This window comes from Photobacterium sp. 1_MG-2023 (assembly GCF_030547945.1).
Classification (GTDB): Bacteria; Pseudomonadota; Gammaproteobacteria; order Enterobacterales; family Vibrionaceae; genus Photobacterium.
Genome location: NZ_JAUORR010000015.1, coordinates 64,787 through 90,656, shown reverse-complemented (window position 1 = coordinate 90,656; position 25,870 = coordinate 64,787). Strand labels below are relative to the sequence as shown.

At 47.8% G+C, this 25,870-nt stretch carries 32 protein-coding genes; 5 read left to right on the top strand and 27 right to left on the bottom strand.

The features are described from left to right. Positions 1-10 precede the first annotated feature (10 nt). Positions 11-1,687: a CHASE domain-containing protein gene (locus tag Q4579_RS14310; protein WP_303565162.1), complete on the bottom strand. Its 1,677-nt coding sequence runs from the start codon at positions 1,685-1,687 to the stop codon at positions 11-13. A 203-nt stretch (positions 1,688-1,890) separates the two neighbouring features. On the opposite strand from Q4579_RS14310, the gene metR reads away from it, so the two are divergent. Next, positions 1,891-2,802: an HTH-type transcriptional regulator MetR gene (gene metR, locus Q4579_RS14305; protein ID WP_303565159.1), complete on the top strand. Its 912-nt coding sequence runs from the start codon at positions 1,891-1,893 to the stop codon at positions 2,800-2,802. Between the two features lie 45 nt (positions 2,803-2,847). Here the strand turns inward: metR and Q4579_RS14300 are convergent, their stop codons facing one another. Together Q4579_RS14300 and Q4579_RS14295 are read right to left on the bottom strand one after the other, a co-directional pair. Continuing rightward, the gene (locus tag Q4579_RS14300; RefSeq protein ID WP_211645396.1) at positions 2,848-3,036 is read right to left on the bottom strand and encodes a DUF4250 domain-containing protein; all 189 of its coding nucleotides are present in this window, start codon (positions 3,034-3,036) and stop codon (positions 2,848-2,850) included. Positions 3,037-3,215: 179 nt separating this feature from the next. Continuing rightward, a complete protein-coding gene (locus Q4579_RS14295; protein WP_303565158.1) occupies positions 3,216-3,887 on the bottom strand; it encodes a hypothetical protein in 672 nt (223 codons plus the stop codon). A gap of 312 nt (positions 3,888-4,199) precedes the next feature. Between Q4579_RS14295 and Q4579_RS14290 the strand changes: the two genes are divergently transcribed. Next, positions 4,200-5,423 (top strand): GGDEF domain-containing protein, encoded by a 1,224-nt coding sequence (locus Q4579_RS14290; RefSeq protein ID WP_303565156.1) that lies wholly within the window; start codon positions 4,200-4,202, stop codon positions 5,421-5,423. 425 nt (positions 5,424-5,848) lie between these two features. Here the strand turns inward: Q4579_RS14290 and Q4579_RS14285 are convergent, their stop codons facing one another. The 19 genes from Q4579_RS14285 to Q4579_RS14200 all read right to left on the bottom strand — a co-directional run bounded on the left by Q4579_RS14285 (position 5,849) and on the right by Q4579_RS14200 (position 17,960). Continuing rightward, positions 5,849-6,109: an AAA family ATPase gene (locus Q4579_RS14285; protein WP_303565155.1), complete on the bottom strand. Its 261-nt coding sequence runs from the start codon at positions 6,107-6,109 to the stop codon at positions 5,849-5,851. 136 nt (positions 6,110-6,245) lie between these two features. Next, positions 6,246-6,710: a hypothetical protein gene (locus tag Q4579_RS14280; RefSeq protein ID WP_303565154.1), complete on the bottom strand. Its 465-nt coding sequence runs from the start codon at positions 6,708-6,710 to the stop codon at positions 6,246-6,248. Between the two features lie 130 nt (positions 6,711-6,840). Next, positions 6,841-7,140 (bottom strand): hypothetical protein, encoded by a 300-nt coding sequence (locus Q4579_RS14275; RefSeq protein WP_303565152.1) that lies wholly within the window; start codon positions 7,138-7,140, stop codon positions 6,841-6,843. A 77-nt stretch (positions 7,141-7,217) separates the two neighbouring features. Then, positions 7,218-8,087 carry a PhzF family phenazine biosynthesis protein gene (locus tag Q4579_RS14270; protein ID WP_303565151.1) on the bottom strand — a complete coding sequence of 290 codons (870 nt, stop codon included), beginning with the start codon at positions 8,085-8,087 and terminating at the stop codon, positions 7,218-7,220. A 96-nt stretch (positions 8,088-8,183) separates the two neighbouring features. After that, entirely contained in the window at positions 8,184-8,654 is a 471-nt protein-coding gene (locus tag Q4579_RS14265; RefSeq protein WP_303565187.1) for a GNAT family N-acetyltransferase, read from the bottom strand. A gap of 60 nt (positions 8,655-8,714) precedes the next feature. After that, positions 8,715-9,230: a hypothetical protein gene (locus Q4579_RS14260; protein ID WP_303565150.1), complete on the bottom strand. Its 516-nt coding sequence runs from the start codon at positions 9,228-9,230 to the stop codon at positions 8,715-8,717. A gap of 65 nt (positions 9,231-9,295) precedes the next feature. Then, positions 9,296-9,730 carry an N-acetyltransferase gene (locus Q4579_RS14255; RefSeq protein WP_303565149.1) on the bottom strand — a complete coding sequence of 145 codons (435 nt, stop codon included), beginning with the start codon at positions 9,728-9,730 and terminating at the stop codon, positions 9,296-9,298. Between the two features lie 148 nt (positions 9,731-9,878). Continuing rightward, positions 9,879-10,475: a DUF998 domain-containing protein gene (locus Q4579_RS14250; protein ID WP_303565148.1), complete on the bottom strand. Its 597-nt coding sequence runs from the start codon at positions 10,473-10,475 to the stop codon at positions 9,879-9,881. A 33-nt stretch (positions 10,476-10,508) separates the two neighbouring features. Further along, positions 10,509-11,102: a LysE family translocator gene (locus tag Q4579_RS14245; protein WP_303565146.1), complete on the bottom strand. Its 594-nt coding sequence runs from the start codon at positions 11,100-11,102 to the stop codon at positions 10,509-10,511. Between the two features lie 135 nt (positions 11,103-11,237). Beyond that, positions 11,238-11,606 (bottom strand): VOC family protein, encoded by a 369-nt coding sequence (locus Q4579_RS14240; RefSeq protein WP_303565144.1) that lies wholly within the window; start codon positions 11,604-11,606, stop codon positions 11,238-11,240. A 258-nt stretch (positions 11,607-11,864) separates the two neighbouring features. Beyond that, positions 11,865-12,260, bottom strand: coding sequence for a hypothetical protein (locus tag Q4579_RS14235; RefSeq protein WP_303565143.1), 396 nt, complete (start codon positions 12,258-12,260; stop codon positions 11,865-11,867). A 109-nt stretch (positions 12,261-12,369) separates the two neighbouring features. Then, the gene (locus Q4579_RS14230) at positions 12,370-12,735 is read right to left on the bottom strand and encodes a VOC family protein (RefSeq protein ID WP_303565142.1); all 366 of its coding nucleotides are present in this window, start codon (positions 12,733-12,735) and stop codon (positions 12,370-12,372) included. A gap of 127 nt (positions 12,736-12,862) precedes the next feature. After that, on the bottom strand, positions 12,863-13,369 hold the full coding sequence (locus Q4579_RS14225) for a GNAT family N-acetyltransferase (protein ID WP_303565141.1): 507 nt from the start codon (positions 13,367-13,369) through the stop codon (positions 12,863-12,865). 32 nt (positions 13,370-13,401) lie between these two features. After that, positions 13,402-14,265 carry an MBL fold metallo-hydrolase gene (locus tag Q4579_RS14220; RefSeq protein ID WP_303565140.1) on the bottom strand — a complete coding sequence of 288 codons (864 nt, stop codon included), beginning with the start codon at positions 14,263-14,265 and terminating at the stop codon, positions 13,402-13,404. A gap of 132 nt (positions 14,266-14,397) precedes the next feature. Further along, positions 14,398-14,931, bottom strand: coding sequence for a DUF523 domain-containing protein (locus tag Q4579_RS14215; protein WP_303565139.1), 534 nt, complete (start codon positions 14,929-14,931; stop codon positions 14,398-14,400). 41 nt (positions 14,932-14,972) lie between these two features. Next, a complete protein-coding gene (locus Q4579_RS23075) occupies positions 14,973-15,317 on the bottom strand; it encodes a GNAT family N-acetyltransferase (protein WP_368501992.1) in 345 nt (114 codons plus the stop codon). A 55-nt stretch (positions 15,318-15,372) separates the two neighbouring features. Continuing rightward, complete coding sequence (locus tag Q4579_RS14210) at positions 15,373-15,873, bottom strand: OsmC family protein (protein WP_303565138.1); 501 nt, start codon at positions 15,871-15,873, stop codon at positions 15,373-15,375. A gap of 106 nt (positions 15,874-15,979) precedes the next feature. Next, positions 15,980-16,333, bottom strand: a complete 354-nt coding sequence (locus Q4579_RS14205; RefSeq protein ID WP_303565137.1) for a VOC family protein — start codon at positions 16,331-16,333, stop codon at positions 15,980-15,982. 403 nt (positions 16,334-16,736) lie between these two features. Then, positions 16,737-17,960 (bottom strand): MFS transporter, encoded by a 1,224-nt coding sequence (locus tag Q4579_RS14200; RefSeq protein ID WP_303565136.1) that lies wholly within the window; start codon positions 17,958-17,960, stop codon positions 16,737-16,739. A 103-nt stretch (positions 17,961-18,063) separates the two neighbouring features. Between Q4579_RS14200 and Q4579_RS14195 the strand changes: the two genes are divergently transcribed. Then, positions 18,064-18,978, top strand: coding sequence for a LysR family transcriptional regulator (locus Q4579_RS14195; RefSeq protein WP_303565134.1), 915 nt, complete (start codon positions 18,064-18,066; stop codon positions 18,976-18,978). 258 nt (positions 18,979-19,236) lie between these two features. After that, positions 19,237-20,427 (top strand): amino acid aminotransferase, encoded by a 1,191-nt coding sequence (locus Q4579_RS14190; protein ID WP_303565132.1) that lies wholly within the window; start codon positions 19,237-19,239, stop codon positions 20,425-20,427. Positions 20,428-20,512: 85 nt separating this feature from the next. Here the strand turns inward: Q4579_RS14190 and Q4579_RS14185 are convergent, their stop codons facing one another. Both Q4579_RS14185 and Q4579_RS14180 read right to left on the bottom strand, forming a co-directional pair. After that, positions 20,513-20,818, bottom strand: a complete 306-nt coding sequence (locus Q4579_RS14185; RefSeq protein WP_211645420.1) for a hypothetical protein — start codon at positions 20,816-20,818, stop codon at positions 20,513-20,515. A gap of 227 nt (positions 20,819-21,045) precedes the next feature. Continuing rightward, positions 21,046-21,441 carry a MarR family transcriptional regulator gene (locus Q4579_RS14180; protein WP_303565130.1) on the bottom strand — a complete coding sequence of 132 codons (396 nt, stop codon included), beginning with the start codon at positions 21,439-21,441 and terminating at the stop codon, positions 21,046-21,048. A gap of 363 nt (positions 21,442-21,804) precedes the next feature. Here Q4579_RS14180 and Q4579_RS14175 point away from each other — a divergent pair, with 363 nt between their 5' ends. After that, positions 21,805-22,461, top strand: a complete 657-nt coding sequence (locus Q4579_RS14175) for a DUF2982 domain-containing protein (RefSeq protein ID WP_303565186.1) — start codon at positions 21,805-21,807, stop codon at positions 22,459-22,461. A 34-nt stretch (positions 22,462-22,495) separates the two neighbouring features. On the opposite strand, the gene Q4579_RS14170 is transcribed toward Q4579_RS14175, so the two are convergent. The 3 genes from Q4579_RS14170 to Q4579_RS14160 form a co-directional block, all read right to left on the bottom strand. Further along, positions 22,496-23,149, bottom strand: a complete 654-nt coding sequence (locus tag Q4579_RS14170) for an MBL fold metallo-hydrolase (RefSeq protein ID WP_303565129.1) — start codon at positions 23,147-23,149, stop codon at positions 22,496-22,498. An 83-nt stretch (positions 23,150-23,232) separates the two neighbouring features. Then, positions 23,233-23,784 (bottom strand): YcbK family protein, encoded by a 552-nt coding sequence (locus tag Q4579_RS14165; protein ID WP_303565127.1) that lies wholly within the window; start codon positions 23,782-23,784, stop codon positions 23,233-23,235. 156 nt (positions 23,785-23,940) lie between these two features. Next, a complete protein-coding gene (locus Q4579_RS14160; RefSeq protein WP_303565126.1) occupies positions 23,941-25,737 on the bottom strand; it encodes a murein L,D-transpeptidase in 1,797 nt (598 codons plus the stop codon). Positions 25,738-25,870: the final 133 nt, after the last annotated feature.

Below are 25,870 nucleotides of genomic sequence, written 5' to 3'. Positions count from 1 at the left end.
ATCTGATCCCTCAGTCGAGCACCTTCTCGACTGAGGTTTCCCGTTTGATCACCCGCACACTCAATTTCTGATTTCCTTCTTGCTGGGCTGCCTGAAGCTGCGATTCGGCAAGATGAAACACGCTTTCCGCCGTCAACCCTTCCAGATCAAACACCGTCAGCGCTCCGATTGAAATCGTGAGATACGGAGACGGATGCGTCGTCTGGTCTGCCAAATTCAAGCGTTCCGCCGCCGTGCGTAATTGCCTTGCCACCACTTCGCCATTATTCGTGTTGGGTAAAATCGCCACAAAACGATCATCATCCAGGCGGGCCAGCACATCCGCCGGACGCTTCAGCGTTCTGCTCAGTTCTGTCGCCAGCCGGCGCACACTCTCTTCAAACTGCTCAGGCGACAACTGATTTGCGAACAGCGCAACATCATCAATCTGAATCACCAGCAGCGCCATCGGTGATAAATCCCGCCGGGCAATTCGTACCGTGATATCCAGGCTTTCTTCAAACGCACGCTGGTTAGCGATACCGGTCAGCGGATCTTTCAGGCTGAGTCGTTCCAGCTTTTCATTCACGGCCCGTAGCTTGTCATGTTGCGCCGTCAGTTGCTCATACGTCTGCTGATCCCGTTTGAACACAAAGAAAAGGACGGTGGCAGCCAGGATGAACAACACATTCACCCCACCGAATATCCACCAGGGCAGTAATGAAGCATGTGCCTGAATATACTCAAGCCGGGGCACGGCTTCGATCACCCAGCGTCGTCCGCCCTTGGTCAGTACCTGATGAACGTATCGATAGCGAGTGTCATAGGTTTCTGAGATCTGATCAGATGCGAGATCTTTCTGGACGTAACGAAAACGCGTTTGCTGACTGGCCAGCCCTTTTTCAGCTTCCGGAACCAAGCTGAAAACGACCCGGTTCCCCGCCGGGGCCAGCGTATCAATCAGTGTAAAAGAAAAAGGCTGGGCAACCTGATTGCCCGCAGAAGACAGGAAAATATGTGCCGGACTGAACACGCCCCCGACAAAACCAATCAGGCTTTCCTGACGTTCAACCGAGGACATCGGTTCCGGAAATTCATACACAGGCAAGAGGCTGAGAATCCCCTGCGATTCCCCCTGATGACGCAATTGCAAAGGCACCGTTAACTGAAGGCGGCCGCTGTCCCGCGCCCTTTGAACGGCTTCAAAGCGAAATGCATGCGCACCCAGATCGTATCCGATCACAGCTTCATTGCCGGCCATCGGTGCGACATACAGTGCCGGGTAGTACACACTTCGCTCTCCCGCAGCGACACGCTCGCCAGAAGCGACCTGCTCCGTCACAACGTATCCCGGCAGCCATCTTGCCGCCTGAGCTTCATGGGCTTCACGCTGTTCCTGCGGCACCTCCGGAATCCATTCCAGCGCGGTAATCGCCGGGTAACGGCGAAGGATTTTGCCGGTCAGAGTCTCAAATCCTTCTGCATCGGGAATGCCCTGCGTATCCAGCGTTAACTGCAATGAATAGAGCGCTTCAAAATGCGCGTTCATGGCCTGAATAAACGCATGACCCGTTTCCGTCACATCCGACTGAAATTGTCGTTGGATCCGGTTGGTTTCAAGGTGACTAAAGAAAAACCACAGGGCAACCGACAGCAGCAGTCCTGCTGCCAGCAATGACCCCATCACAGTCAAACGTTGCTGCTTCATTGATTTCCCTTGCGATGTTGAAGTTTCACCTGTGTCATCCTAGTTGTATGTGACCGACTGAATATTTGCCAATTTATCAGTAATTATTCTCAATATGCGGCTGTAATTCAGCCCGAATGTAATTATTTATAGACGTCTAGATGTTTACACTGCTTTGAATTCCCAGTACTCTGACGGACAAAGCATTTCAGGGATGAGAACACATGATAGAAATTAAACACCTTCGCACGTTAGCCGTGCTGAGAGATACCGGCTCCCTGACCGCAACAGCGAATACCTTGTGCCTGACACAGTCTGCGCTTTCACATCAGATCAAAGATCTGGAGCAGCGGATTGGTGCGCCCTTATTTCTGCGCAAGACCCGGCCGGTAAGATTCACAGCGGAAGGCGATATTCTGCTGAAACTGGCCGATGACCTGATGCCCCGCATCGTCCGCGCTGAACACGAACTGGCGAATCTGAAGGAAGACGCAAAAGGCCGGCTTCATATGGCCATCGAGTGCCATTCCTGTTTCCAGTGGCTGATGCCGGCATTGAAGGAATATCAGATCCACTGGCCTGCGGTCAGTCTGGATTTTTCGTCCGGATTCAGTTTCGAACCCATTCCGGCGCTGGCAGCCGGTGAGCTGGATTTGGTGATCACTTCAGATATCAATCCACGCGCCGAAGTGCATTATGAGCCTCTGTTTGATTTTGAGATGCGTTTGGTGGTGTCGCCTCAGTCTCCGCTGGCAGAGCTGGGCACCATTAAACCGACCGATCTTGCCAGCCAGACCATGCTGACTTATCCGGTGCATAAAAGCCGCCTGGATGTCGTGAAGCATTTTCTGCAACCCGCCGGCATTGAGCCACGGGTGTGGAAACAGGCCGACAATACATTGATGCTGGTGCAGATGGTTTCGGCAGGGTTAGGTGTTGCCGCACTGCCGAATTGGGCCATTCATGATTTTGCCCGGCAGGGATTGATTGTGAGTAAACCGCTCGGAAAAGGGCTCTGGCGCAGACTCTATGCCGCGATTCGGGCATCAGAGCGCGACAGGCATTATCTTCAGGCTTTTTTTGCCACGGCCCGGCAGCAATGCCAGACCCATCTGGAGGGCATCAAAGCCGCCTGAAACAACAAGGGCGCTGTATTCGCGCCCTGGGTTGAATCTAATCCGCTACTTGAACTGATTTGACAGGGGATCGTACCGAAATCCCAAAGCTGCCATTTTGTCCCGCAGCGCTTGCTGATCAACGTCATAACGACTGGCAAGTTCTTCAATCGTGTCACACTCTAAGCGCAGCTTTTCATTCACGATACCCAGGACAATATTGCCATCCATACTGAGCAGGTTGCTGATTTCCACATGCCCTCCTCCGGCTAAAATGCCGTCTGCATATCCACCCGCCAGACAAAACTGACTTCCCGTAATCAAAGCATGGCGCTGCATTCAGAGCCAGTCGTACAGGTAAAGCCTAGCCTCGCTTTTCATCATGCTTTTAGCATAGACACTTCGCTCAGAGCCTGCATGCGGAATATAACCCCTTAGATAAACGACAGTTGTAATCCAACTGAGCCGGACAGCAGCAGCGCAGCACAGAGCAATTGCCAGAAGTTGACGGTTTTGCTCAGCAAAATATGACCGCCCCATACCACCTGGGCAGCAATCAGAAGCATCAAAGCTGCACAAATTGCCAGCATGTCCGCTTCTACAACGGATACGGGCAGACCATAAAGCACCCAAAGCAGCAACAAGACACTCAGCATGGCACTCAGTAATCCAACCGCAGGTAACACACGGTGGAACGCTTGCAGCCGGGTTCTGGCTTGGGTCAGCAGCACATGCGCCAGCAACGAACCCAGTAAGGCAATGGCGACAAAACTCATTCCGGCAACGGGTAATGTGCGTTCAGAGGCCATCATCAGCCAGCACACACCCGCCAGAACTGATGCTGTATACAGTGCCCATAAGGGGCCGGCATCCCGGGTTTTTCCTGTTTTCACCTGAAACGCAAACCAGGCTAAAGCCAGCAGGGGGAGCACCGCAACAGGCGAAACGATGGTAACCAGTAACCACCCCACCAGTAGAATCGGAAAAGTTTTGTGCACACGCCCGCGCTGACCGGGACAGATTTCCCCTTGGGTCAGAACCAGTGTCAAAATCAGTTGTGCTCCCAATAAAGCAGGGATCAAGAACGTACTATAAGCAATCGTCATAAATATCATGAATACAAAAGGCTGATAAAAAACCGCGGCATTATATCAGACATTCACAGAGAAACCCTGCGCCGGAGAGCATCGCTGAAGGGACTTGTTTTGTATTCCATTGCAGAATTCAGTCAGATAAACGCCCGCCATCAGTCATTTTTCCGTACAATTTTTCGAACGACTCACACCGTTTCACACGCCGTATATGAACCAAGATCACGGTTTTAGGCGCAGTCATGTAGAATAATTGTCCAATTATAATAATGACGGACGATGACCGTCTGTTTTCTTCAACAGATGTCGGCTGAGCTGGAAGCAAAGATGATATCGACTTTTAACCGTTTTCACAGACAACTGTGCCAGTCTCTCAAACTCTATGTCCCTGATTTATGGAGCGCGAAAGCACACAGTCAAAGTTTTCAGAATACTCGCAGCGGATACCTGCGCAGCCGGATTTCTCTGCTGTGTATCGTCTGGGCCGTGCTGATCATTGCATGGATCCCTTTTGATTTCTTCTATCTGGACGATAACGAAGAAATACGGATCGCCATTGCCCGGCTCATTCTGGCAACTTTTCTGATTCTGATTGCGCGCTTCAATGAATCGCACACCACACTGCGGCAATCCCAGTGGTGCCTGGTACTTCTGGTTACCGGGCTGAACCTGTTCTATAGCTATTGTATTTGGGTGCTCGGCTTTCCGAAGGTGTATAGCGGTTTTGAGTATGGCTATACACTCCTCCCGATCCTGCATGTTGCGATTCTGACGATTCTGCCGATCACTCTGAAAGAAAGTCTGTGTTTGCTGGCTCTGACAGCAGTGACAGAAATCATTGTGGATGCTCAGGCAGGCACCCTGCACACACCGGAAACGCTGGCCAACTACTGGCTTCAGAATGTACTGGCGATCATGGTGATCTGGTCACAATTATCCAAACTCTACATGCTGATGCGCCTTTACCGGCAAGCCACACTGGATCCGCTCACAGGCATCTACAACCGACGGATGCTGATGCAGCAAGCGCAAAAAGCGCTGGATGTCTGTCAGGCAAAACGCCAGCCATTCTCACTGCTGTTGTTCGATATTGATCGCTTTAAACGTATCAATGACTCCTGGGGACATGGCATTGGGGATAAGGTGCTCAGAGGATTTGCGGACCATTTGCAACAGTCCTCCCGGAAAACCGACTTGTTTGGCCGCTACGGCGGTGAGGAATTTATTCTGTGCCTGCCCTACTGTGATACGTTTTCCGCACAGAAAATCGCAGACCGGATGCTGCAAGAGATCCGTGATTTAGCAATATCAACGGATATCGAAGATACACAAATTGCCATTACGGCATGTATCGGCATTGCGACCTTTACCCCGGGTGACAGCCTGATGGCCATGATTGATCGGGCTGACCGCGCTTTATACGAGTGTAAAGATGCCGGACGTGACTGTTTCCGTTTTCATCCGCATGGCTATCGTCCATCCGAGCGGGATCGGCGTAAGTCACATAAAGCACGCACTAAAAGTGCACCGCGGATTGTTGTGGTGGAATAGAGCGCCTAAAATGATGAATCTGGCTGGGCCATAGCTCCCAGCCAGATTGATTAGACATGACGACGACAACCCTTTCAAAACCAAAGAAAACACACAACTGATCTCAGGAGGAGCATGCAATTTCCCCGAGTATGCTGTCTTGCTTCACTGATTCTTTTTGAGTGCGACAGGGACTGTTCATTCACCAGTGATCGAGTGATCCCTCGAACAATCACCATTTCAAACGGAAGATATCAAAATGGTTTTCCTGCAAGAATGATGCTTTCAGCATTCTTGGTGAAAGATCATGCTTTCAACATCTCAAACATGAATCATGAGAAGCGCATTCAGCAAAAGCGCTCGGATTTCTGATCAGAACAATGATGTGACAAGACTTCGTCTGACATGTTGAACATGGATACATCTCTATTTGGTGTAGCACGTACTTACTCCCGAATACAACGCCGCCATAAATCCCATTCATCGACCCCTGCACCATGAAGGGTATCTGATTTCAGGTTCATGAATAGCAGGCAATTCACCATGTCGTTATCACATGGATTAAGGTGACTTCTCACCGCCCTATCGGGCGATATGACCTGACGGCTCACCTCACTTGCTGTCTGATAACCCAAATGTCTTAAATAGGTGATCACAGCGGTTTTCCCGGCACCGGGTCCACCCGTGAAAACAATGCGATGATTCACAAAAAACCTCTTCTATTACAGCGAACATTAATTCTGTATATGCCAACGACGGTGGCAGTCATCTGACTCTCTCACCTGCCATACCATGACCTGTTTTTGTACGTGTTTGAAATTGTCCTTGGGGTCTATGCTATATTCACAACCCCATGACATTCACCAACACGTACATGACTATCGTTAAAGCAACAGAATAAAAAGTCGTCAATAGCCCATCCCGAACTAACTCTTGATGAACTTCAGTTATCGTCTTGACTGGATACTCTCTCTCATAAGTTAACCGCTCTCCATAAGACCATGTCATCCGGATATATCGATATACGACATAACCGAGAAGAATAAATCCGAATAAAGAAATTACCCCTGATCCAAAAGCAGGCCATATCATAAAAGATCCTATGCCACCTATATAGTAGATAAGTTGAAGCTTATAAGATTCAGTTTTCTGTGCCCACTTTAAAAGACGTTCTTCTTTTGAACTGTTCACCTGTCGTCTTGTATATAAAAGTCGAAAACGAGCATTTGAACTTAAATGAGCATAATCAGAAGGCTTTCGATAGCCATTTGTTTCTTTTCTTTTTATTCTATTTCTCTTGCCTTTCAAAATGAACATCCAAATAAAACAACAGATACTTTTAAAACGAACATAAAAGCAGAAACAATCATTCCGACAATATAATTGTTACATTTGGGAAGATTGCTATTCGATTAAATACTACAGTTTCAATACTTTGTTATGTTTGTTCAAAATTTGCAGAATCACACCAATAGACCGAATAGCTTTCATCAACCCAGCATTCAATTCTGATCGTGCCAAACTCCTGGCCTGTATTCAGCACTTCGGAAATCACGATCAGCTCAGCCATCAGCATATCACTCACCGAGTCGGCAAGTGCTTCATAGCCATGAAGTGTCAAATGCTGACTTTCAGTTTGTAGATTCACCTGGAGCATCCCTTGGTCTTCAATACGCGTCACATTCAGCCTGGTAATAAACTCAGGCCTCGCGCACTCAAACAGCTTTGTATCATCCACGATTTCCCCTTCCCGCCATTTCATTCGTATCTAATCACCCTGCTTGCCAAAGGTGACGAACCTGCTTGAATGGCTTATCACACAGAAATTGACTGCATTCCAAACGCGTGGGCTTCACCACCGACCCTGACTTTGATCACGGTCTGATCGTCCGACTCAACAGTCGCTGTAATTCTGGAAACACAGTTCATTGCCCGCCCTTGTTCGAAAATGAAATCATTCGAATGCTCACCATGACAGTGCTTGGTTAAATAACATGCCAGTGCGCCACTGGCACTGCCCGTGGCTGACTCTTCCGGAATGCCAAACAAAGGTGCAAAATTTCGGCAACTGGCCGTCAAGCCACTGTCTTTCTCACACAATTCGAAAGCATGAAGACTCACAAGATCATGCGCTTTACAGAAGTCAGATAATAACGTTTCATTCACTTGGATTTTGTCCAGATACCCATGTGGTACAGGAACAATCAGATCAGGTAAGCCGGTTGAAATCACTTCGTGCGGTAACTGTGTCGATTCAAGAACCGTTTTATCAATGCCAATGAGCGCCGATATCGTCTCAGGATTAAATTCACCCAGGTATTCAGGTGACGCCTGCGCCATCACGATATGCCCCAGAGGCTCAATTGTGACGTGAAGCAAGCCGGCTTTCGTCCGTTGAATATATTGCCCTTCGGTTACGAATCCTTTGTGGTACAGTGCTGAAAAAGCAGCTAAGGTTGCGTGGCCACAAAAATCCACTTCACCCGTCACCGTAAAAAAGGATAACGCAAAGTCGGCTTCATTATCCTGAGACACAAAGGCTGTTTCAGAATAACCAACCGCTTGTGCAATGATTAATTTTTCCTGGCGAGTTAAGTCATCAGCGTGCAACACCACACCTGCAGGATTGCCTCCGGTTCCATTTACGGTAAAGGAATTCACCAGATACGCTTCAACGTTTTTCAATGTAACTTTCTCCATGGAGCAATAGGATTGCAATCAGCCAGGCATTGCCCGCGCTTCTGCTGCAAACTGAAATATAAAGTACGCTTCTTGAACGATTTATTCGCCGACCATCTTACACAGCATGTGTGATTGTGCCTTAAACCCCAGCTTCTCATAAAAATGTTGGGCTGGCTGGTTAAAAGCCATCACCTCAAGCCTGATTTGCGCCGCGCCCTGGCTTTTAGCCCATTGGTTACAGGCCTGCATCAGTTCAGTACCAACGCCGGCAGTCCGGCAGTTTTCATCAACAACGATCGTCCCAACACGGCAGATCGGACAGCGGACAAGAAATGGAATCGCCTCATTCTTCGTGATGCATGCCGTGAGAAAACCGACAACACGATTCTCAGTTTCTGCAACCAAGAATAACCTCGACGGATCATTCAGAGCGTGCTTTAAAAATTCCTTATCCGCATCAGAAGGCTTGGTAAATGCTTCAGGTGCATTCTCAAAATGAAGCATGCCTATTTGCTCATTCAAGGCCAGTAATGCGGCTAAATCCGTTGTTTTGGCTTTTCTGATATTCATCATTTCCTTCGACACTGATGCTTCCTCATCACACAACAACAAATGATTTCTTACAATATCTCATTCACCGTAATCTTTATCATTCCTTGAATCGATCAACTGAACTCTAAAACCTTCAGATAAATTATATTGTTGAACAACCGACAAAACAGATTCTGTTTTCACGATAGAAGATACCATGAGGAAAAGCTGATCATAAATACGATGTAACATCTCATAACATGTGTCATCAGGAAGGCCTTCGTGATAAGGTGCTAAATCAAAACTTAATGTGCTTAATATTTCTTCAAGCTTTTCACTGGGTGAAACATCCACATTATATAAATAGAATTTCCAATCTGTCGTATAGTAATCACTATCTTTCTTCACCTTCTCTTCCCAGGCGTCTTCTCCTGTAACTAAGAAGTTAATGATTAACTCACATGCATGATCAGGGTTAAATTCAAAATCGATTACCTGAATTTCATAGTCAGCGAAAAAATCGCGTTGACTATCAAGATAACTTGTCAGTTCGTTTATTAATAACGGTTGATATTTATCAATCACATTGGTTTTAAACTTTTCAATATCAATCATACTTCTATCTTTTGTTAGAACACAGACATGAAAACCGTATCGTGCAAAGCATTGTTAAATGTAACCTAGTTATTTGACGCCAGCGAGAGTTCCATTTCGACCAAACGGTTAACTTCTGATCGCGTCGTGAAACCTTTAGATTCATATAACTTAATGGCTGGATTTTCACGAAACACACGCAGCACAAGTCGCTGACTTTTCCGCTTGAGTGCATGGTGCCGAACGATGTCAAGGCATTGAGTGCCAATCCCTTTTCCCTGAACGTCTGACACAAGCTGTAAATCTCTTAAATAGGTCGTATGCTCACTGTAACTCAAACGAACAACACCAACACGGATCTGACCGTTATAAACCTCGTAATTGTCGAACTCATCCCAAGAGCATAAAAACTGATGCCGCTCCCAGACGATACCACGCGTTTGATAGTAACCAGCCATATTCGTTTTGGTGAGATGTTCTGCAAAGGATGGATCTGTCCCTCTCACGAACGTTACTTTCATACTTGTTCTCTTGTGTTATGTTTTTCTGTCTTTGCGAAGCGACCTGAAAATGAAATAATGGCTATTGAAACACAATCCCCAGCCCTCAATTCATCCACTATATAGAAACCATCGCCAAATTCAGGCAGGATACATGCCCTATTCATGCTCACCCAAGCTCAAAGAAGGAATAACCAAACAGCCAGAGTATTTGAAATCCATAACTGAATCGTTGGTAAATACCCGGTACAGTTTTGGCCTTAAAAGCAATCGCCAAACGATACGAAAAAAACAAGCACCCGACAATACACACCAATGAAAACAGTCTGATAAAAAGAGGATAAGCCGCTGAAAAAACGATGATAGAAGGCGCAATGATAAGTGACAATAACATGACCATGCCCGACCAAGCATGAATGTGACCACTCATTGATGGCTTGGACGTATAGGGATCTGCATCCATTGGAAAAAATCCGCAAATCCAAGTCGACAATCCATGAACGATGACCATCGCTCCAACGAAAAATGTTGGCAAATACGTTACGTCAGTCGTGGTAATGAAATAGCCATATAAGATAAACAGCACACCTAAAGGGTAATTATTGATCAGGGGTGATAATTTCTGAGTCGGGCTTCCGAATGCGCCAAGCTCACTGCAGAACTGTCTTGAATGACTGTAATTCGGATAGAATAAAGAAGCGACGAAGATCCCCATAATTATCCAGACTGAGGCAACAATTCCAGTATATTGAATCCAACTTTCCATATTCACCTCCAAATAATGAACATCACCGATGATTTATTTTAGCTGGGTATACAACAAAAAAAACGCTGTTGAAACCAGCAGGAAACCCATCACCCAATTAAATACCTTTAGCCTGAGATCACTATTTAAAACAATTGTAGACTTTGCCCCCATAAACGACCACAGAGCCAATGAAATATAACAAACAATAAAATAAATCAGTGAGAAAATGAAAAACCGTGTATCACCTTCAGGTGATGAAAAAATCGATACACCAGCAACACATGCAAGCCATGCTTTGGGATTTAACCATTGCAGGAGAAAACCTTGCAGAAAGGTGGGCCGACTCTGTTTTTCTATCTTCACCTCGGGCTTGGCGGTTGCGATCAAATACCCCATATAAATAATCAATGCCGAACCGGCGACAGACAGGTATTTTAGAAAGTATGGGTACAGTTCGATGACTTCATAAAAGCCAAGACCGATGAACACCAGGAGCAATGTAAATCCTATTGTTGCTCCGGAAACAAAATAGAATGTCTTCCTGATCCCATAATTGGCTCCAGAAGATAGAATCACAAAATTGACTGGACCAGGCGAAATAGACATTGCCAGCGAAAATGAAACCATTGCTAAAATCAGAGACATTAATTTTCCTTCCTATGGAGAATTTTCAAATATCATCACATTTAGATCTGGGCGATTCATACCACTGCATCGCGATCACGAAACTCAGTCCGTGCAGATCATACCTGATGTTGCGAATCACTGTGAAAGACTTAATCAGGTCTCTTCATGGCACACCATTTCGATATTGTGTCCGTCCGGCCCAATCACAAACGCCGCATAATAGGTTCCGCTATAGTTCGGACGCAAACCTGGTGCACCATTATCTTGGGCTCCGAATTCAAGTGCGGCACGATGAAAGCGATCAACCTGCTCTCTATTTTCAGCAACAAATGCCAGATGCAGATGAGACGGGGTTTCTATCTGTTGAAGCCGGATACACAATAACGTTTTACCATCTGAGCTCAGTTCTATACCGAGTTCTCCTTCAGAGACAATCTCTATGCCAATCGGCTCTAACACTCTGAGAAAGAACGATTTACTTTGTTCATAATCACTCGCTCCGAATACGACGTGGTCAAACATATATGCTCCTTGCGTTCAGTCGATTCATTAAGGGCTAACAACCCAAACAAAAGTCACCAAGCATTGCGAATCCTTCAGTTAGGCGCGTAGCCGCAGTGGGTAAGGCGGTTTTCGCATACCTTGGATTTTCACGCACAACGACTATCTATAGCACTGATAAAATGCGAATTCCCTTGTGTGTTCTTAGGATTTCTTTACGAAAAAAAACACAATTTCAGGTGGCCATAGCCAATCATCCGTTGCACGATAGCCACGTAACTAAGGTCCTGCATCATCAGCTCTGAGATAAAACCCTGTTGGATGGATTTCATCTGAACAAACTGGGATTGAAGCCACAGTTAAAATCGTTCCCTTGACCTGGGTTCGATACGTCAATCTCAGGTATGCGGCCAGCTCAAATGCACAAGGCGCTAACCCTTGATGTTTGGCTGCTTTCAATATATCGGCAAACAAAGTGCCTTCGGTAAAACCTAATTCATGAACGCTCACCCCCATGAGCTCTACCGTTTGCCGTTCAGTTGAAACTTCAAAGGCTTGAGACATGAACAGCATTGCGGCGTAAGCATTGAGATTGACTTTATACTCCGAAAGCGCAAGCAGTAACTGCGCTTTACTGTGAGTCCCCGTCTCTACTTTCCATGTTTTGCCTTCCATCAAACTGATTCCCTGATACAGATACCTAAGCTAAACTTTCGAGTCTCCAAAAATACATCGATTTTTCCTCAGATTTAGAGATGTGTTTCAGCGAAACACTCTGTCAGTGCTATTGATTTTCAGCGATTCGCCATAACACACCACTGGGATCAGTCAGGCAAAATTCAAGCATTCCCCACGGTTGTTCAACGAGATCGGTCACTTGAACATCATACGTTTCAGAAACATTCAGCTTCACTAAGTGTTCGTGCCAACTTTTCGCATCCTCAACCAAAAGATGCATCATATAATTTTTGCAATGTTCTGGTTCATAAAAATCTTGAAGTAAAAATGCGCAAACGCCTGATTTAAAATAAGCAACACCGTCAAACTCAGATGCCATTTCAAAACCTATCTGCTGATAAAATCGCTTCGAGCATTCAAAGTCCTTCGCAGGGACAAAAGATTTTATTTCAACTGTATTTAAATTATCCATTTCTTTCCCTCTGCTCGACTGTTTTTAGACGCATTTCAATCTGTTTACAATACACGCGCAAGCCAAACCTGTGAATTTTTTCGTACGAAACCAAGGCAAATGAACAGCGCCATATCAACGCAATTTTCTAGCCTTTCACTCGCTTGGTCATCAAAACATCAATGATGGTTGTTTCTTCGAACACCTCGGATATAAAACCATCAGAGAACTTAAAACCATGTTTCGAATAGAATTGAATGGCTGATTCATTATTATCGAGTACATAAAGGTGAATGTTTGTCATTCCCAGAGCTTGAGCATCTATTTCCAGGTAATTTAGAAACCTGCTGCCCAACCTTTTCCCATAAACGGTCGGACAAAGATACAGCTTACGCAGCTCTATTGTTCCAACCTGCTCAGGAAGGACACTGTAAGACATAAAACCCACAACCTTACCACCAGACTCAGCAACAACGACTGTCTCGGCATTCGAACGGATTATTTTCCGCCATTCTTCCACACGATCAGGCAGTGTATAGCTTTCAATATACCTTTCAGGCATTAATCCATCGAATGCCGCTTTCCATGATCGAACATGGATATCTGCGATTGCGTGAACATCTGCTTGTGCTGCGTTTCTTAAATGAATTTCCACGGTATCTTCCTTGAATGATGACTCTCATATCATTAGTGAATGGGGTTCAAATCGTATTGAGCCGGATCGTTTTCCATTCTCTCCATGGCCTGTTTTTCTTGCTGTTCAATAAACTGAAAAATACTTGCTTCATCAACAAATGCATTAGGCGAACTGGCCTTCGTATTTCTATCCCGATTCGCAAACAAATGATTTTTATGTGGATGGTTCGATAAGTTCACCGTGACTGTTGGACTTTCAGTCACCAGTTTCTTGATTCGAGCCATACTCGCCAAAAACATCTTGGCGAGTTGTGGCTGCTCGAAATTCACACCATGCCCACCCACGACAAAAGCCCGAAATGACTGGCCATTCTCTTTCACCATGAAGTCGATGGAAAGATCGCCCTCGGTATGCCCTGGTGTAATATAGAATTTGAACTCGATATCACCCACCACAATATGGGAGCTGTCCTTGGCAAAGGATTGAACATCAGGCGGCAAGAATTGACTGTTGCCTCTACTTTTATTCGCTTGCTCTATGGCCAATTCAAGCCCTTTTTCAGTCAGAATCACTTCGGAACCATACATTGATTGAAGATACTCTGCGCCCCCGACGTGGTCTGAATGCCCATGAGTGACGAGGATATGGCTCACTGGCTCCTGCTCTAATCCCAGCTTTTTTAAGTTCGCCGGTATCCACTTGCTATACGGAAAATCAAGGGTATCTATCAGGACAAGCCCAGATGAAGTTTGAACAACATATGACGAAACCCACTGGTCACCAACGTAGTACAAGTTATCAAACATTTTAAAAGGCTCAACATAGCCATTTTTGCCCGTCATTTCTGGCGCTTCCATTGCCGCCAAAGCTTTTATTGAGATCAAGAAAAGCACAACAACGATCAGTCGATTCATCTAACTTCCTTTTTACTTACACCGCATCCGATGTGCACCATGACCACCAAACTGAGACCAGTTCCCGTAACACGACACCCAACGTTGCACTGAAAATTCCAAGCGTCGGGAATCACGCTTCAATACCTCTTCTCAATGTTGTTCCAGCTCAGCCCGGAGACTAGCTATCGTATGCTGGCTGAAGACTTTAATACCCGCTTGCTCGAATAATGCGGCGGTTACACCTGAACCATCGATTTGAGTGCCATTAAATGTCCCGTCATAGATTTTAGAACTGCCACAGGAAGGACTGCGCTCTGCGAGGATGGCATACTTTATGCCTTGTTGCATACACAGCTCGAATGCGTTTTGTGCTCCAGTAACAAATTGCGCCGTCACATCAATGCCATCATTGCCGACAACACTTGCAGACCCCTGGAGGACATCGATACCTTTACCTGCGATGATTTCAGCAGGCGCTCTGGGCACAGGCAAACCTGATGAGAGCTCAGGGCAGAAAGCAACCAATTCAACATTTGATTGCAGCCAGTTGAAATCATGGGCTGGTACTGAAAGACAACTCGCATTGTATCGGACCTTATTTCCGACCAAACACGAACTGATGAAAACCTTTTCCAAAATGCGTTCCTTTGAATGAGAGCACAAATTAATCACACGCTCAGCCATGGCACATCTGAACCATTTTAATTTTCTTGGAGCAGAAACATTTATTTCCAGTTATGCCAGTTTAAAACCGACCTTTTCATAGGTTGTATTCGCTGAACTATTCTTGGTATATACATCAAGATAAAAGTCAAACATACCTCTGCTTTTACCCGAAGCCATTCACGACCGATGCGCTTATAATGAATCCCTTGGCTCCGATGACCTGGAGATACATACATGAATTCAAGATAGAAGTGCTGTGTTTTCTTCAACGATGGCTTCGAGTCGCTGACTTGCGCATACCCAGCACCAATAACCTCGTGTTCTATTTCAGCAACCAAAAGATGCAAGTCAGGACATGAAATCAGCCTTTCTAGATCGTATTCGTTCGCAGAGTTACCTTGCAATAAAGAATTATAAAACGGAGTGAAATCCTAAATTTGGTTCGGAAACAGTCGCCCCCTATTCAGCATCAATGTCCGATGTCATGCTTGTTGAAGAAATAATCTCAGTGATAACTTCAGTTTTTACAGAGTTTGCAATAAAGCACTGCTCATGTGATTGATGATGCATTTTTTCAAGTTGCTCTAGGGATGGTTGTTTCTCGCCTGAGAATTTCACTTCCGGACGCAAAATCACTTTCGTCATTGCTATTTTCCCATTGCTGTCTTTCTCCATCAAACCAACAGCATTGTCTGTATATTGATCAATGATGAATTTTTTCTTTGCAGCAATAGCCAGAAAAAACAGCATGTGACAGCTTGATAAAGACGCGACAAATGCTTCTTCTGGGTCAACATTGGCTTCAACGGAATATGGTAAAGGCACCACGTGAGGAGACGAAGACGCTGGAACCGTCACGCCTCCATCAAACATCCATTCATGACCTCGACTGTACTGATTATCTGTATACTGCTCATCACTTCCGCGGGTCCACACAACTTTTGCATAATACTTTGACATGATTTTCCCTTTTCAAAATTTTGCCTTCAAATCGAGTAAAAACGATAATGCGACGAAACATGCTTCCTTGATGACCAAGCATAGAAAATCGGCCTGAGACACTTAGTTATTTGGTTTCACCCCGGAGACCAATTAAGTTTCCAAATGGATCTTCCAGTTGGCACATGGAGAGCCCATTTTCTATTTGCATTGGACCCCGATAAAGATGCGCACCCAGTGATTCGAAGCGCGCTAAAGTCGTTGATAGATCGTCAACAGACCAATAAATGACAGTCCCATGTTTACCCGAACCCACTTTTTCGTCTGCCTGAACGAGCTCTATGGAAAATCCATTGAGGTCAAGTACGGTAAAATCGAAATCCTGATGATAGATTGGCACTGCTTCAGGGAAAGCTTTCTGATACCACTCAAGCCCTTTAGCCACATCGGAAACATGAACAAGAACAGCGGACGGGACCATACGTATCTCCAGCCAAATAACGCAAGTGCAACGTTGGATGGTAAATCGTGACTTTACAAGTTACTTTTGCTCAATAAAACGACTCAAGCCAGTACAGGAATTACGCCGGCTTTAACGCTCTGAAATACTACACCGATTCTTAGTCCGGCCAGCATCCATCACTTTGGGGTGATCAATCCGATTGATACGCCGTTTCAGGCACGCTACCGCCCCTGACAACCAAGTCACGACTGATGCGATAATAAAATTGTCAGATATGATAAGGAGTTAACAGAGGGCTTTCACGAACTGATGCGTTTGACGTTGCATATCTGTGGAGAACCGCAAAGTTGTCTTGTTCACCCCGGAGAAAAAAGGCAATTGCGTCACTGCGCTATCCGGCAGCCGGATAGCGCATCATGAATCAACCACTTGAAGAAGAACTTGACGCTGCAGAGACAGATGTTTCTGATATCGTGCTCAAGCTCCCCAGTTTCCAGCACAGGGCGTAGAGCACCAGATAAAGCACACTCCCCCCAGCAAGCACGCCGTACCAGCCCCAGTGTTGCCAGCAGGTGATCAGATAAAATCCACCGAAACTGCCTCCCACATAATAGTGAACCAGATACAGCGCTGTGGCTGTTGCTTTGGCACTTTTCGCTTTCTGGCTGACCCAGGCATAAGCCAGTGAGTGCGTGAAAAAAGCACCAGAGCTGATCAGTAACAGGCCGCTCAGCATGGCAGAAACAGAATCAATCGCGGCGACCCACATCCCCAGCACGCTGATTGTGGTCCCCAGCACCATCCCATTCAGCGGCTTAAAGCGCAGGCTCCAGCTTCCGCTCAGCTTTGCGGTCAGTGTCCCGCTGAGATAGCACAGAAAGATCATCGACGCCCAGCTGACCGGCAAGTGGTAAGGCGGTGCAACCAAGCGAAAACCCATCACGGTATAAAGGTTCACAAAAAGCGCAAAGTTGATCCCGCCGATCAACATGGGCACCCAGAGCACGGGTTGCTTCAGGTGACGAATCACATGCTTGGTGTGATGTCGTAACTGGCCGCGCTGGGGGGTAAAATGCTGCTGTGCGGGTAGTAATCGAGCCACCAGCACCGCACCCACCAGACTGATCACCGCCATGCCCGCAACTGCACCCTGCCAGCCCCAGGCTTCCGAAGCAAAGCCACCGAACAAGCGACCGGCAATACCGCCCAGAGAGTTCGCGCTGATATAACCACCCACGGCTAACGACAACGCCTTCGGAGAAAACTCCTCGGCCATATAGGCCACGGCAACTGCCGCAAACCCGGCCAGCGACGCGCCCATCAGGGCTCTGGCCAGACTTAGCATCAGCAAGCTTTCTGCAAATAACATCAGCCCGCCCACGACAGGCAGCAAAAACAGGCTCAGCAGCATGACTTTGCGGCGGCCAATCATTTCTGAACTCACCGCCCAGGGCACCAGCGTAATCGCCAGCGCCAGGGTTCCCGCCGCCAGCAGCCAGTTCACTCGGGTCGCACTGGCTGAGAAAGCCTCAGTCATCACCGGCAGCATCGGCTGGAACAAATATAAGTTACAAAACACCAGAAATGAGCCAAGAGCCAGCGCAAAACTTGCGCGGCGATAAGCAGCGCTATGGGTTTCTATCATGAAATGAGCCTCAGACGGCAAACTGATGTGAAAACGTTAGCAATTTCTATCTGATAGTGAAAATATATTAAACATATCGAACTAATAAAAAATATTTATAGACATGGATATCCGTCAACTCACCTACTTCATCGCGATTGCCGAGTGCGGCAGTTTTACCCGCGCGGCTGAGAAACTGCACATCGCGCAACCTGCGCTGAGCATTGCCATGAAGAAGCTGGAGCAACAGCTGGACATGCCCCTGTTCGATCGCAGCGATCGCCATATCGCCCTTACTCATGAAGGTGAGGTGTTGATTCAGCATGCCAGGCTTATTTTGCAGCAGGTTGAGGATGCCCGGATTGCGATGAATGAACTCAAGGGACTGCAGAAAGGTGAAGTTCGTCTGGGCGTACCCAGCATGCTGGGGTCTTACTACTTTCCGGATATCCTGATGGGATTTAAATCCCGCTACCCCAAGCTGAAACTCACCCTGGTGGAAGCCGGGACGCAATCGATTCGCTCCATGTTACTGAATGGCGAATTGGATCTGGGGGTGATCCGCAGTGCCGATCTGCCCGACAGTCTTGAAGCTGAGCCTTTACTTACCTCGGAGATGGTTGCAGTTGTCAGTCCGAATCACGAATTCAGTCAGTATGAATCCGTCACCTTCGAGCAGTTTTTCAGTCAGGAACTGGTGATGTTCAAACAAGGCTATTTTCACCGGGACTACATCGACAATGTCTGCCAGAAGCACCACCTCAAACCAGAGATAGCTTTCGAAACTAACCTGTTACCCATGATCCTCAGCATCATCCGACAGGAGTTTGCGATTTCAGCCCTGCTGGAAATGGTCACCCGCCATGAACCCGGACTGGTTGCCGTGCCGTTCAGTACGCCCGTCCATTTAAACCTGGCCATTGCCTGGCGCAAGAACGGATATCTGTCACTGGCAGACCGAGCTTTTATGGAGTTCATCAAAGAACATCAGCGGCACCGGAAGGAAGCGGTTTCCCGCGGAGTGCATGCCGAATCATAATGAGAATTTTGCAAATAGCATTGTGATGTAAATCACATGAAAATTTCTGATTGATGATATTTGTGTGTCATTTTCTTTTACAATGGAAAGCGACCTGGGAGCCTGATCGCAGCGGAATGTCAAAACCCGTACCGGATTTCTGTTTACCTGATCCCTTTGCGATCGACAGAACTTCGATCAGAGTCACATGACCATATTAATTTCATGGTCTTTCCGGGCCCGTCAACCGTATCACTGACTAGCATGGATGATTCACGAATGTTTGAAAAAATCGTTGCCGCACCTGCCGACCCGATTCTGGGTCTGACTGAAGAATTCAAAAACGACGCCCGCGCTGAAAAAATCAACCTGGGCGTGGGTATCTACAAAGACGAATCCGGCAATACACCGGTTCTGGCGACAGTGAAAAAAGCTGAAGCTATCCTGCTGGAAAAAGAAACCACCAAATCTTACCTGAGCATTCCGGGCACCGCAGAATATGGTCTGGCCGTACAGGAACTGCTGTTTGGTAAAGATGCAGCCATCATTACCGAAAAACGCGCTCTGACAGCACAGGCACCTGGCGGTACAGGCGCACTGCGTGTTGCGGCAGAGTTCATCAAACGCCAGCTGGGTGATGTCACCGTTTGGATCAGCAACCCAACCTGGGCGAACCATTTTGGTGTCTTCGGTGCTGCAAGCCTGAATACCGAGCAATACGCTTACTACAACGCAGAAACCAAAGGCATGGATTTTGATGCAATGCTGAGCTCGCTGAGCAATGCCAAAGCCGGTGATGTGGTTTTGCTGCACGGATGCTGCCATAACCCAACCGGTATCGACCCGGATCTGGCGCAATGGGAAACACTGGCGAAATTCTGTGCCGAGAAAAACCTGCTGCCGATGTTCGATTTCGCGTATCAGGGCTTTGCCAAAGGCGTTGAAGAAGATGCTGCCGGTCTGCGCATTTTCGCAGAGCACAATACCGAGCTGCTGATTGCCAGCTCCTTCTCGAAAAACTTCGGCCTGTACAATGAGCGAGTTGGTGCCTTCACGCTGGTTGCTAAATCTGCAGACGTTGCCAGCACCGCGTTCAGCCAGGTGAAAAGCATTGCACGTGTGATTTACTCTAACCCGCCAGCACACGGTGCCGCTGTGGTGACTGAGATTCTGAATGATGCAGCGCTGCGTGCTGAATGGGAACAGGAAGTCGCAGACATGCGTGACCGAATTCAGGAAATGCGGACCCTGTTTGTTCAGACGCTGAAAGATTTAGGTGTGGATGCTGATTTCAGCTTCATTGAACGCCAGAACGGCATGTTCTCTTTCTCGGGTCTGAACAAAGATCAGGTGGCGCGTCTGAAAGAAGAATTCGCGATTTACATCGTGGGTTCCGGCCGCATCAGTGTGGCAGGCATGACCAAAGACAACATGATGCCGCTGTGCAAAGGCATTGCAGCCGTCATCTAAATCGGGCAGCCATGTCAGAAAACACATCAGGGGCGCTTATCGGCGCCCCTGCTTTTGGATGGTATTCGATTCGCCTGGGTAGCCCTCAGCCGGATTTGTCTAAAGGCAGCACATTACAGAACAATTCACGCTCGTACTGATGCTCGAGCTGTTCGCGCCAGGAACGCTTGGAGATATGAACCAGATAAAAGTTTTCCCGCGACGTGTCCGTCACAAAAGCCATGCCGTACTGCATCAGCTCATAATGAATATCGTGAACAAATCCCAGAGAAAAACTCTGACGGCCGGTCAGTTGATTAATGTCTTCCCGTGTTAAACACACACCCTGTTCATCTTCAGCAAAACGGTTTCTTAACCATTCGGAAAACTCTCGAGCACTGATCATCGTCATATTACCTCGTTTACGCGTGCCTACATCCGTGAATCATCCGATCCTTTCATTAGGTATAGCAGAACCAGATTATTTCGTCAGAATAAAACGAAATTACACAATAAAATCAGCCATACAGCCGTGTTATCGTCGGAAAACAAGAAAAGAAACCTGAAGGGAAAAGTGTTGTAAATCAGAGGGGGAAGGTTTACCCGCTCCTGAATTGTCTCAGGAACGGGACAGGACAATTATAGCGCTTTATATACGACTTTATTGCCAGCCAGCTGAATTCGCTCTACCAGGCTTTCTTCAACTAACTTTTTCAGTGCGCCAGTTGCCCAGGAGGCAGCTTTGCTGTCTTCCTGACCGGCTTCGAGACCGATGCTCTTCGGGTTAATCCCCTCAGCATTCTTTGCAACGATATCCAACACCTGCTGCTGCTTTGGTGTCAGAGAAACTGAGGTCGCGACCGGGGCCGCTGGTGCCGTTTGCTTCTCTTCAACCTGAGGCTTTGCCACAGCCGCTTTGGCTGGTGCTGCCTTCTTCACCGCTGCTTTGGTGACAGGTTTTTGAGCAACTGTGGTGGCTGCTTGAATGCGTTTTTGCAGTTTAAGCTGTACTTTACGTTTGTGAGAGATTCTCATTAACTTCCTACTCCGTTGTACTACTTTCAGTCGCCAGTTTGAATGTCCAGCGGGAAAAAAGTAGCGCGTGTTATACCAAGGATGTCAAAGAAATGCCAGCAAACGGCCATTTTAAGCACCATAAAAGCCAGATTAAGGGGATTTTAAGCGACAAGATCTCATTTTAATCTTTTTTCTGATCATGCCATGTATGGCATAAAAAACCCTTTTCATGCACACTAACTTCCTTGCACACAAGCATTTACTGTCAATGAATTGACCCATCCTGTGCCCAAATGCAGCGCTGCGGGACTCACTGAAAATTTGCCATACTCAAATCACAAGGGTTGCAGAACTATCCCCTTCGGAGTTTCTTTGAATACTGTGTATATTACCCCTCGTCATCCCAAGCCCGGTGCTTATCTCATCTGGCTCAGTCTGCTTGCTATTCTGGGTCTGGGGATCACTGTTTTCATTTTTCCCGACATCAATGGCGTGGCCGTCGCCGTTCTGCTATTTGCCCTGCTCTGTCTGCTGCTGATTGGCGTCCAGCTCAATCGTCAGCAGCCAGTGGGCTTTACCCTCACATTCATGCACATTCAGTACCACAGCCCGCAGGGCGGCTGGATGACCAAATGGCAGAATATCGCCGACATTGACCGTGCCACGATCAGCCGTGAAGGCTGGTACAAACCCCTGCCCTGGGTGGGTGTACGGTTAAAACAGTACGATGAGTTTCTGGACACGATCTGCCCCCGCATCGCCAGCCAGATCCTGATGGAGCAACGCGGGCTTCTCATCATGGCGTATAAGCGTGCAGAATCCCCGCCTCATGATATTGAAGACATGCTCTTTGACGACAAACACTACGTGAGCGGAAGCGGTAAGATCAGTAAGGGACTGATCGCGATGCTGGCCAACCGGATGCGGTATAACCGGGAACTGACCGGGTTCGATTTCTTTATTTCGGAAGATTTACTCGACCGGCCAGCCGATGATTTTATCGGGCTGGCCCGCCGTTTTCTGGCGCAATCCAGATAGATGATTTAGCCTGCATCCTGAGATAACTCAGGCATCAATACAGAGGCATCTGATCGGCAACGTGGGGATTTGAAGCACGTTCTTCACCAAAGGTCGACATTGGGCCATGACCGGGAATAAACCGGGTGTTATTCCCCAGCGGCCAGAGTTTCTCTTTGATGGATGCAACGAGTGTGCGGTGATCCCCGCGCGGAAAATCTGTCCGGCCAATACTGCCGTTGAACAGCACATCTCCCACAATGGCAAGCTGTGCAGCTTTGCTGTGCAGAATGACGTGTCCCGGTGTGTGACCCGGCGTATGGTAGATATCCAGCGTCTGTTCACCAAAGGTGATCGTGTCCCCCTCTTCCAGCCAGCGGTCCGGCTGAAATTCTGGCACAGGCGGGAAACCGAACATCTGACACTGCTGCAGTAAAGCATCAATCCAGAAGCCATCTTCTTTGTGAGGCCCCCACACAGGCACATTCAACTGCTGTGATAATGGCTTTGTCCCGCCCACGTGATCCAAATGACCATGGGTCAGGACCAGCCTGACAATCTGAATGCCCAGCGATTCGGCTTTGGCTGTAATCCGTTCGATATCTCCCCCCGGATCGACAACAATGCCTTCCATGGTTTCATCGCACCACAGAATTGAGCAATTTTGCTGGAAAGGCGTGACCGGCACGATTTCAAACTGCAGACTCATAAACTTGTCCTAACTGTTCCAAAACCGGGCCAGCATATCACATTCATTCACATGCCCGTAGTGAGCATGTGAATGAAGGATCTTTACCAGCGGCGTACCGGTCCGGTATCAAGATGAACGAAGCCACTGTTTGGGTAATAACCAACACCGCCAAGTTTCAGTTCCAGCGCAGCATTGCGCACGCGGGATAAAGAAACCCCTTCCAGATTGAAGTCGATGGCCTGTCCGGTCATATGGAAACTTTTCTTCGCAACCCCTTTGGTGGAGCCACGCAGCATCTGGTTGGTTTTTGGGGAACGGTAGCCCGAAATAATGCGGACCTGCCCCTGGTGACCTAATGCTTCCTGAATCTGGGAGATGCCGTCAAACAGACGACGATCCATGGGTGCAACTTCATTCTGACGATAATCGCGGCAAATGTGGTTCAACCGTTTCAGTTCGCGATCAAGGTAGATCTTTCCATCGAAATAGCGCGTTTCCAGCTCTTCTTTCGTATGAATGTTACAAAGGTACAACTCTCGGGGACTTTTTGCCCGGTATGGGCTCGCCACTGCCATTTGGGGCAGCATCATAGCGCCTAAAGTCAGTCCGCTCGCAATCAGAAACTGACGACGCTTATTATCTACTTCTGACATCCTGAAAAAACTCAACTGGAAAACACAAAAACACAGGCGCGCAAGCCCGTAAACGAATGCAAGATAGCGATGTGTTTTCTTTGAGTCAACGCACAGATGTCAAAAAACAGACATCAGAAAGACGTCATTTTGACTAGTTATTGACGTATAAGGAATTTAGTTTTTGTAAACCGATGCAAATTTTTCTGAGTCTGGTGAATTTTTGTCCTGCGCATCGTACTGATACACATCCGGCCGGAAATTCACTAACCCTTGCTCATCCACCCAGGCCGTCTGATAGATCAAAAAAACCTCAATCCGGGTTTTCACCCCCACAGTCCGGGTTGATGTTCTGCCTGCCAGTTCCTCAAACCTTGCTTCAGAGACACCGGCATAAGTCAGTAAGACTTTCGCCAGCTCATCGGCACCCTGTACACGGATACACCCCGAACTGAAAGCTCTGAAGTCTTTATTGAACAGGCTTTTTGACGGCGTATCGTGCAGATAAATAGCCTGATTATTGGGAATGTTGAACTTAAAGCGTCCCAGTGCGTTATGTGCACCAGGCTTCTGGCGTAATCGGTATGGGAAGTTTTTCGCAGACACATAACGCCAGTCGATACTATTGATTGGAATCTTCTCATTACTGTTCCAGCCCCGCAGCACATCATAATGATGTCGGTAGAGATAACCCCGGTCATAACGGACTTTTGGCAGGATATCTTTTCTCATGATCGAGTTGGGCACATTCCAGTACGGATTAAATACCACGGCTGAAATGCGGGAGGTCATCACTGGCGTTGGACGCTTGGGCTGTCCGACGATCACCCGGGCATCAAACACGCGCTGGTTATCCAGCCAGAGTTTGAGCGCAAAACCGGGAATATTCACAATGAGTCTGGATGGATGGTCTGACACCCACAGTCGGCTGCGTTGCGCATTCAGCGCCAGCAAGCGGATCCGCTGCTGTGGCGTGACCGCCAGCCAGCCCCGGGTCTGCGGGCCAATCGCGCCGTCCACTTTCAGGCCATGGCGCTGCTGAAAATGTTTAACGGCTGTAACAAAGTCGACGTTGTAATGCTGCTTTCCAGACGCTCTGAGCTGAGCAGCTTCGCCGGGTGACAGATCTCCCAGACGTTCAAGCATGGTAATCAGGGCATCCGGATTGCTCAGCCAGGCCCCGAGCCGGATGATCCCCGCCTGACTGAATACCGGCCAGGGTTTCTGTGCAATCTTTTCCATCCGATCAATGGCTTGCAATAATTGCGGATACTGACGGCCAGCAGGTTTCAGGGACGCAACGAAAGTGTTCAGCTGATCACGTTCCAGTGCCGCCATCAGGGTGTCGATGGTTACATCTGCTGGGGCCGGAATCCGGGCGGGCACTTCCTGTCCAAACAGCCACTGGGAGCCGTCATCCAGTACATGCTCGATAAAACTCAGGTAAGCGAGGAGCGTGTCTGTCGCCAGCAGATCATACTGACGCCAGTCCCGGCTCTGTTTCAGATGCTTGAGCTGCTTTAACCGGGCTTCAAAATCCGGGCTGACTTCCGCCAGTGTAAGTACCCAGAGTTGCTGTTCTAAATCAGAGACAGTGAAGCTGTCTTGCCACAAGGGCACATAACCAACGCCGTGATAGAGTCTTGCCAGCTGTTCCCGGTAGCGTAATCCGGGAATCTGTCCGGAAACCTCATCAATCCACGCCAGAGATTTTTCGCGAATCAGAGCCAGTTCAGCCGCTCTTTCCTCCGCCTGAATCTCCTCCGGGGTCATCGCCGGGGGAGGCGGCGCTGGTTCTGCGGCAGGCATGGCATGTGTTGCATCCTGCGCTGGTGCTGCGACGGGCGCAGACTGGATACGGGCGTAATCCCCTTGATTTTCCCCTGAATCATCATAAAAACCAGCCTGTGACTGAAGCGGGAGTATAACGCTGCCCACCAACAGAAGAAGCCCGATACAACCTAGCCCCGACATGTGTGCTCTCCGGTTCTGACACTGTGATTATGGCAAAGCAGCGACAGATCCGCCTGAATACAAGCGGCCTGCCCCGACTTTCTGTTCATCTTCCATAAAAGTAGTGTTTAGAAACGAATCGCGGCTGTTTCAA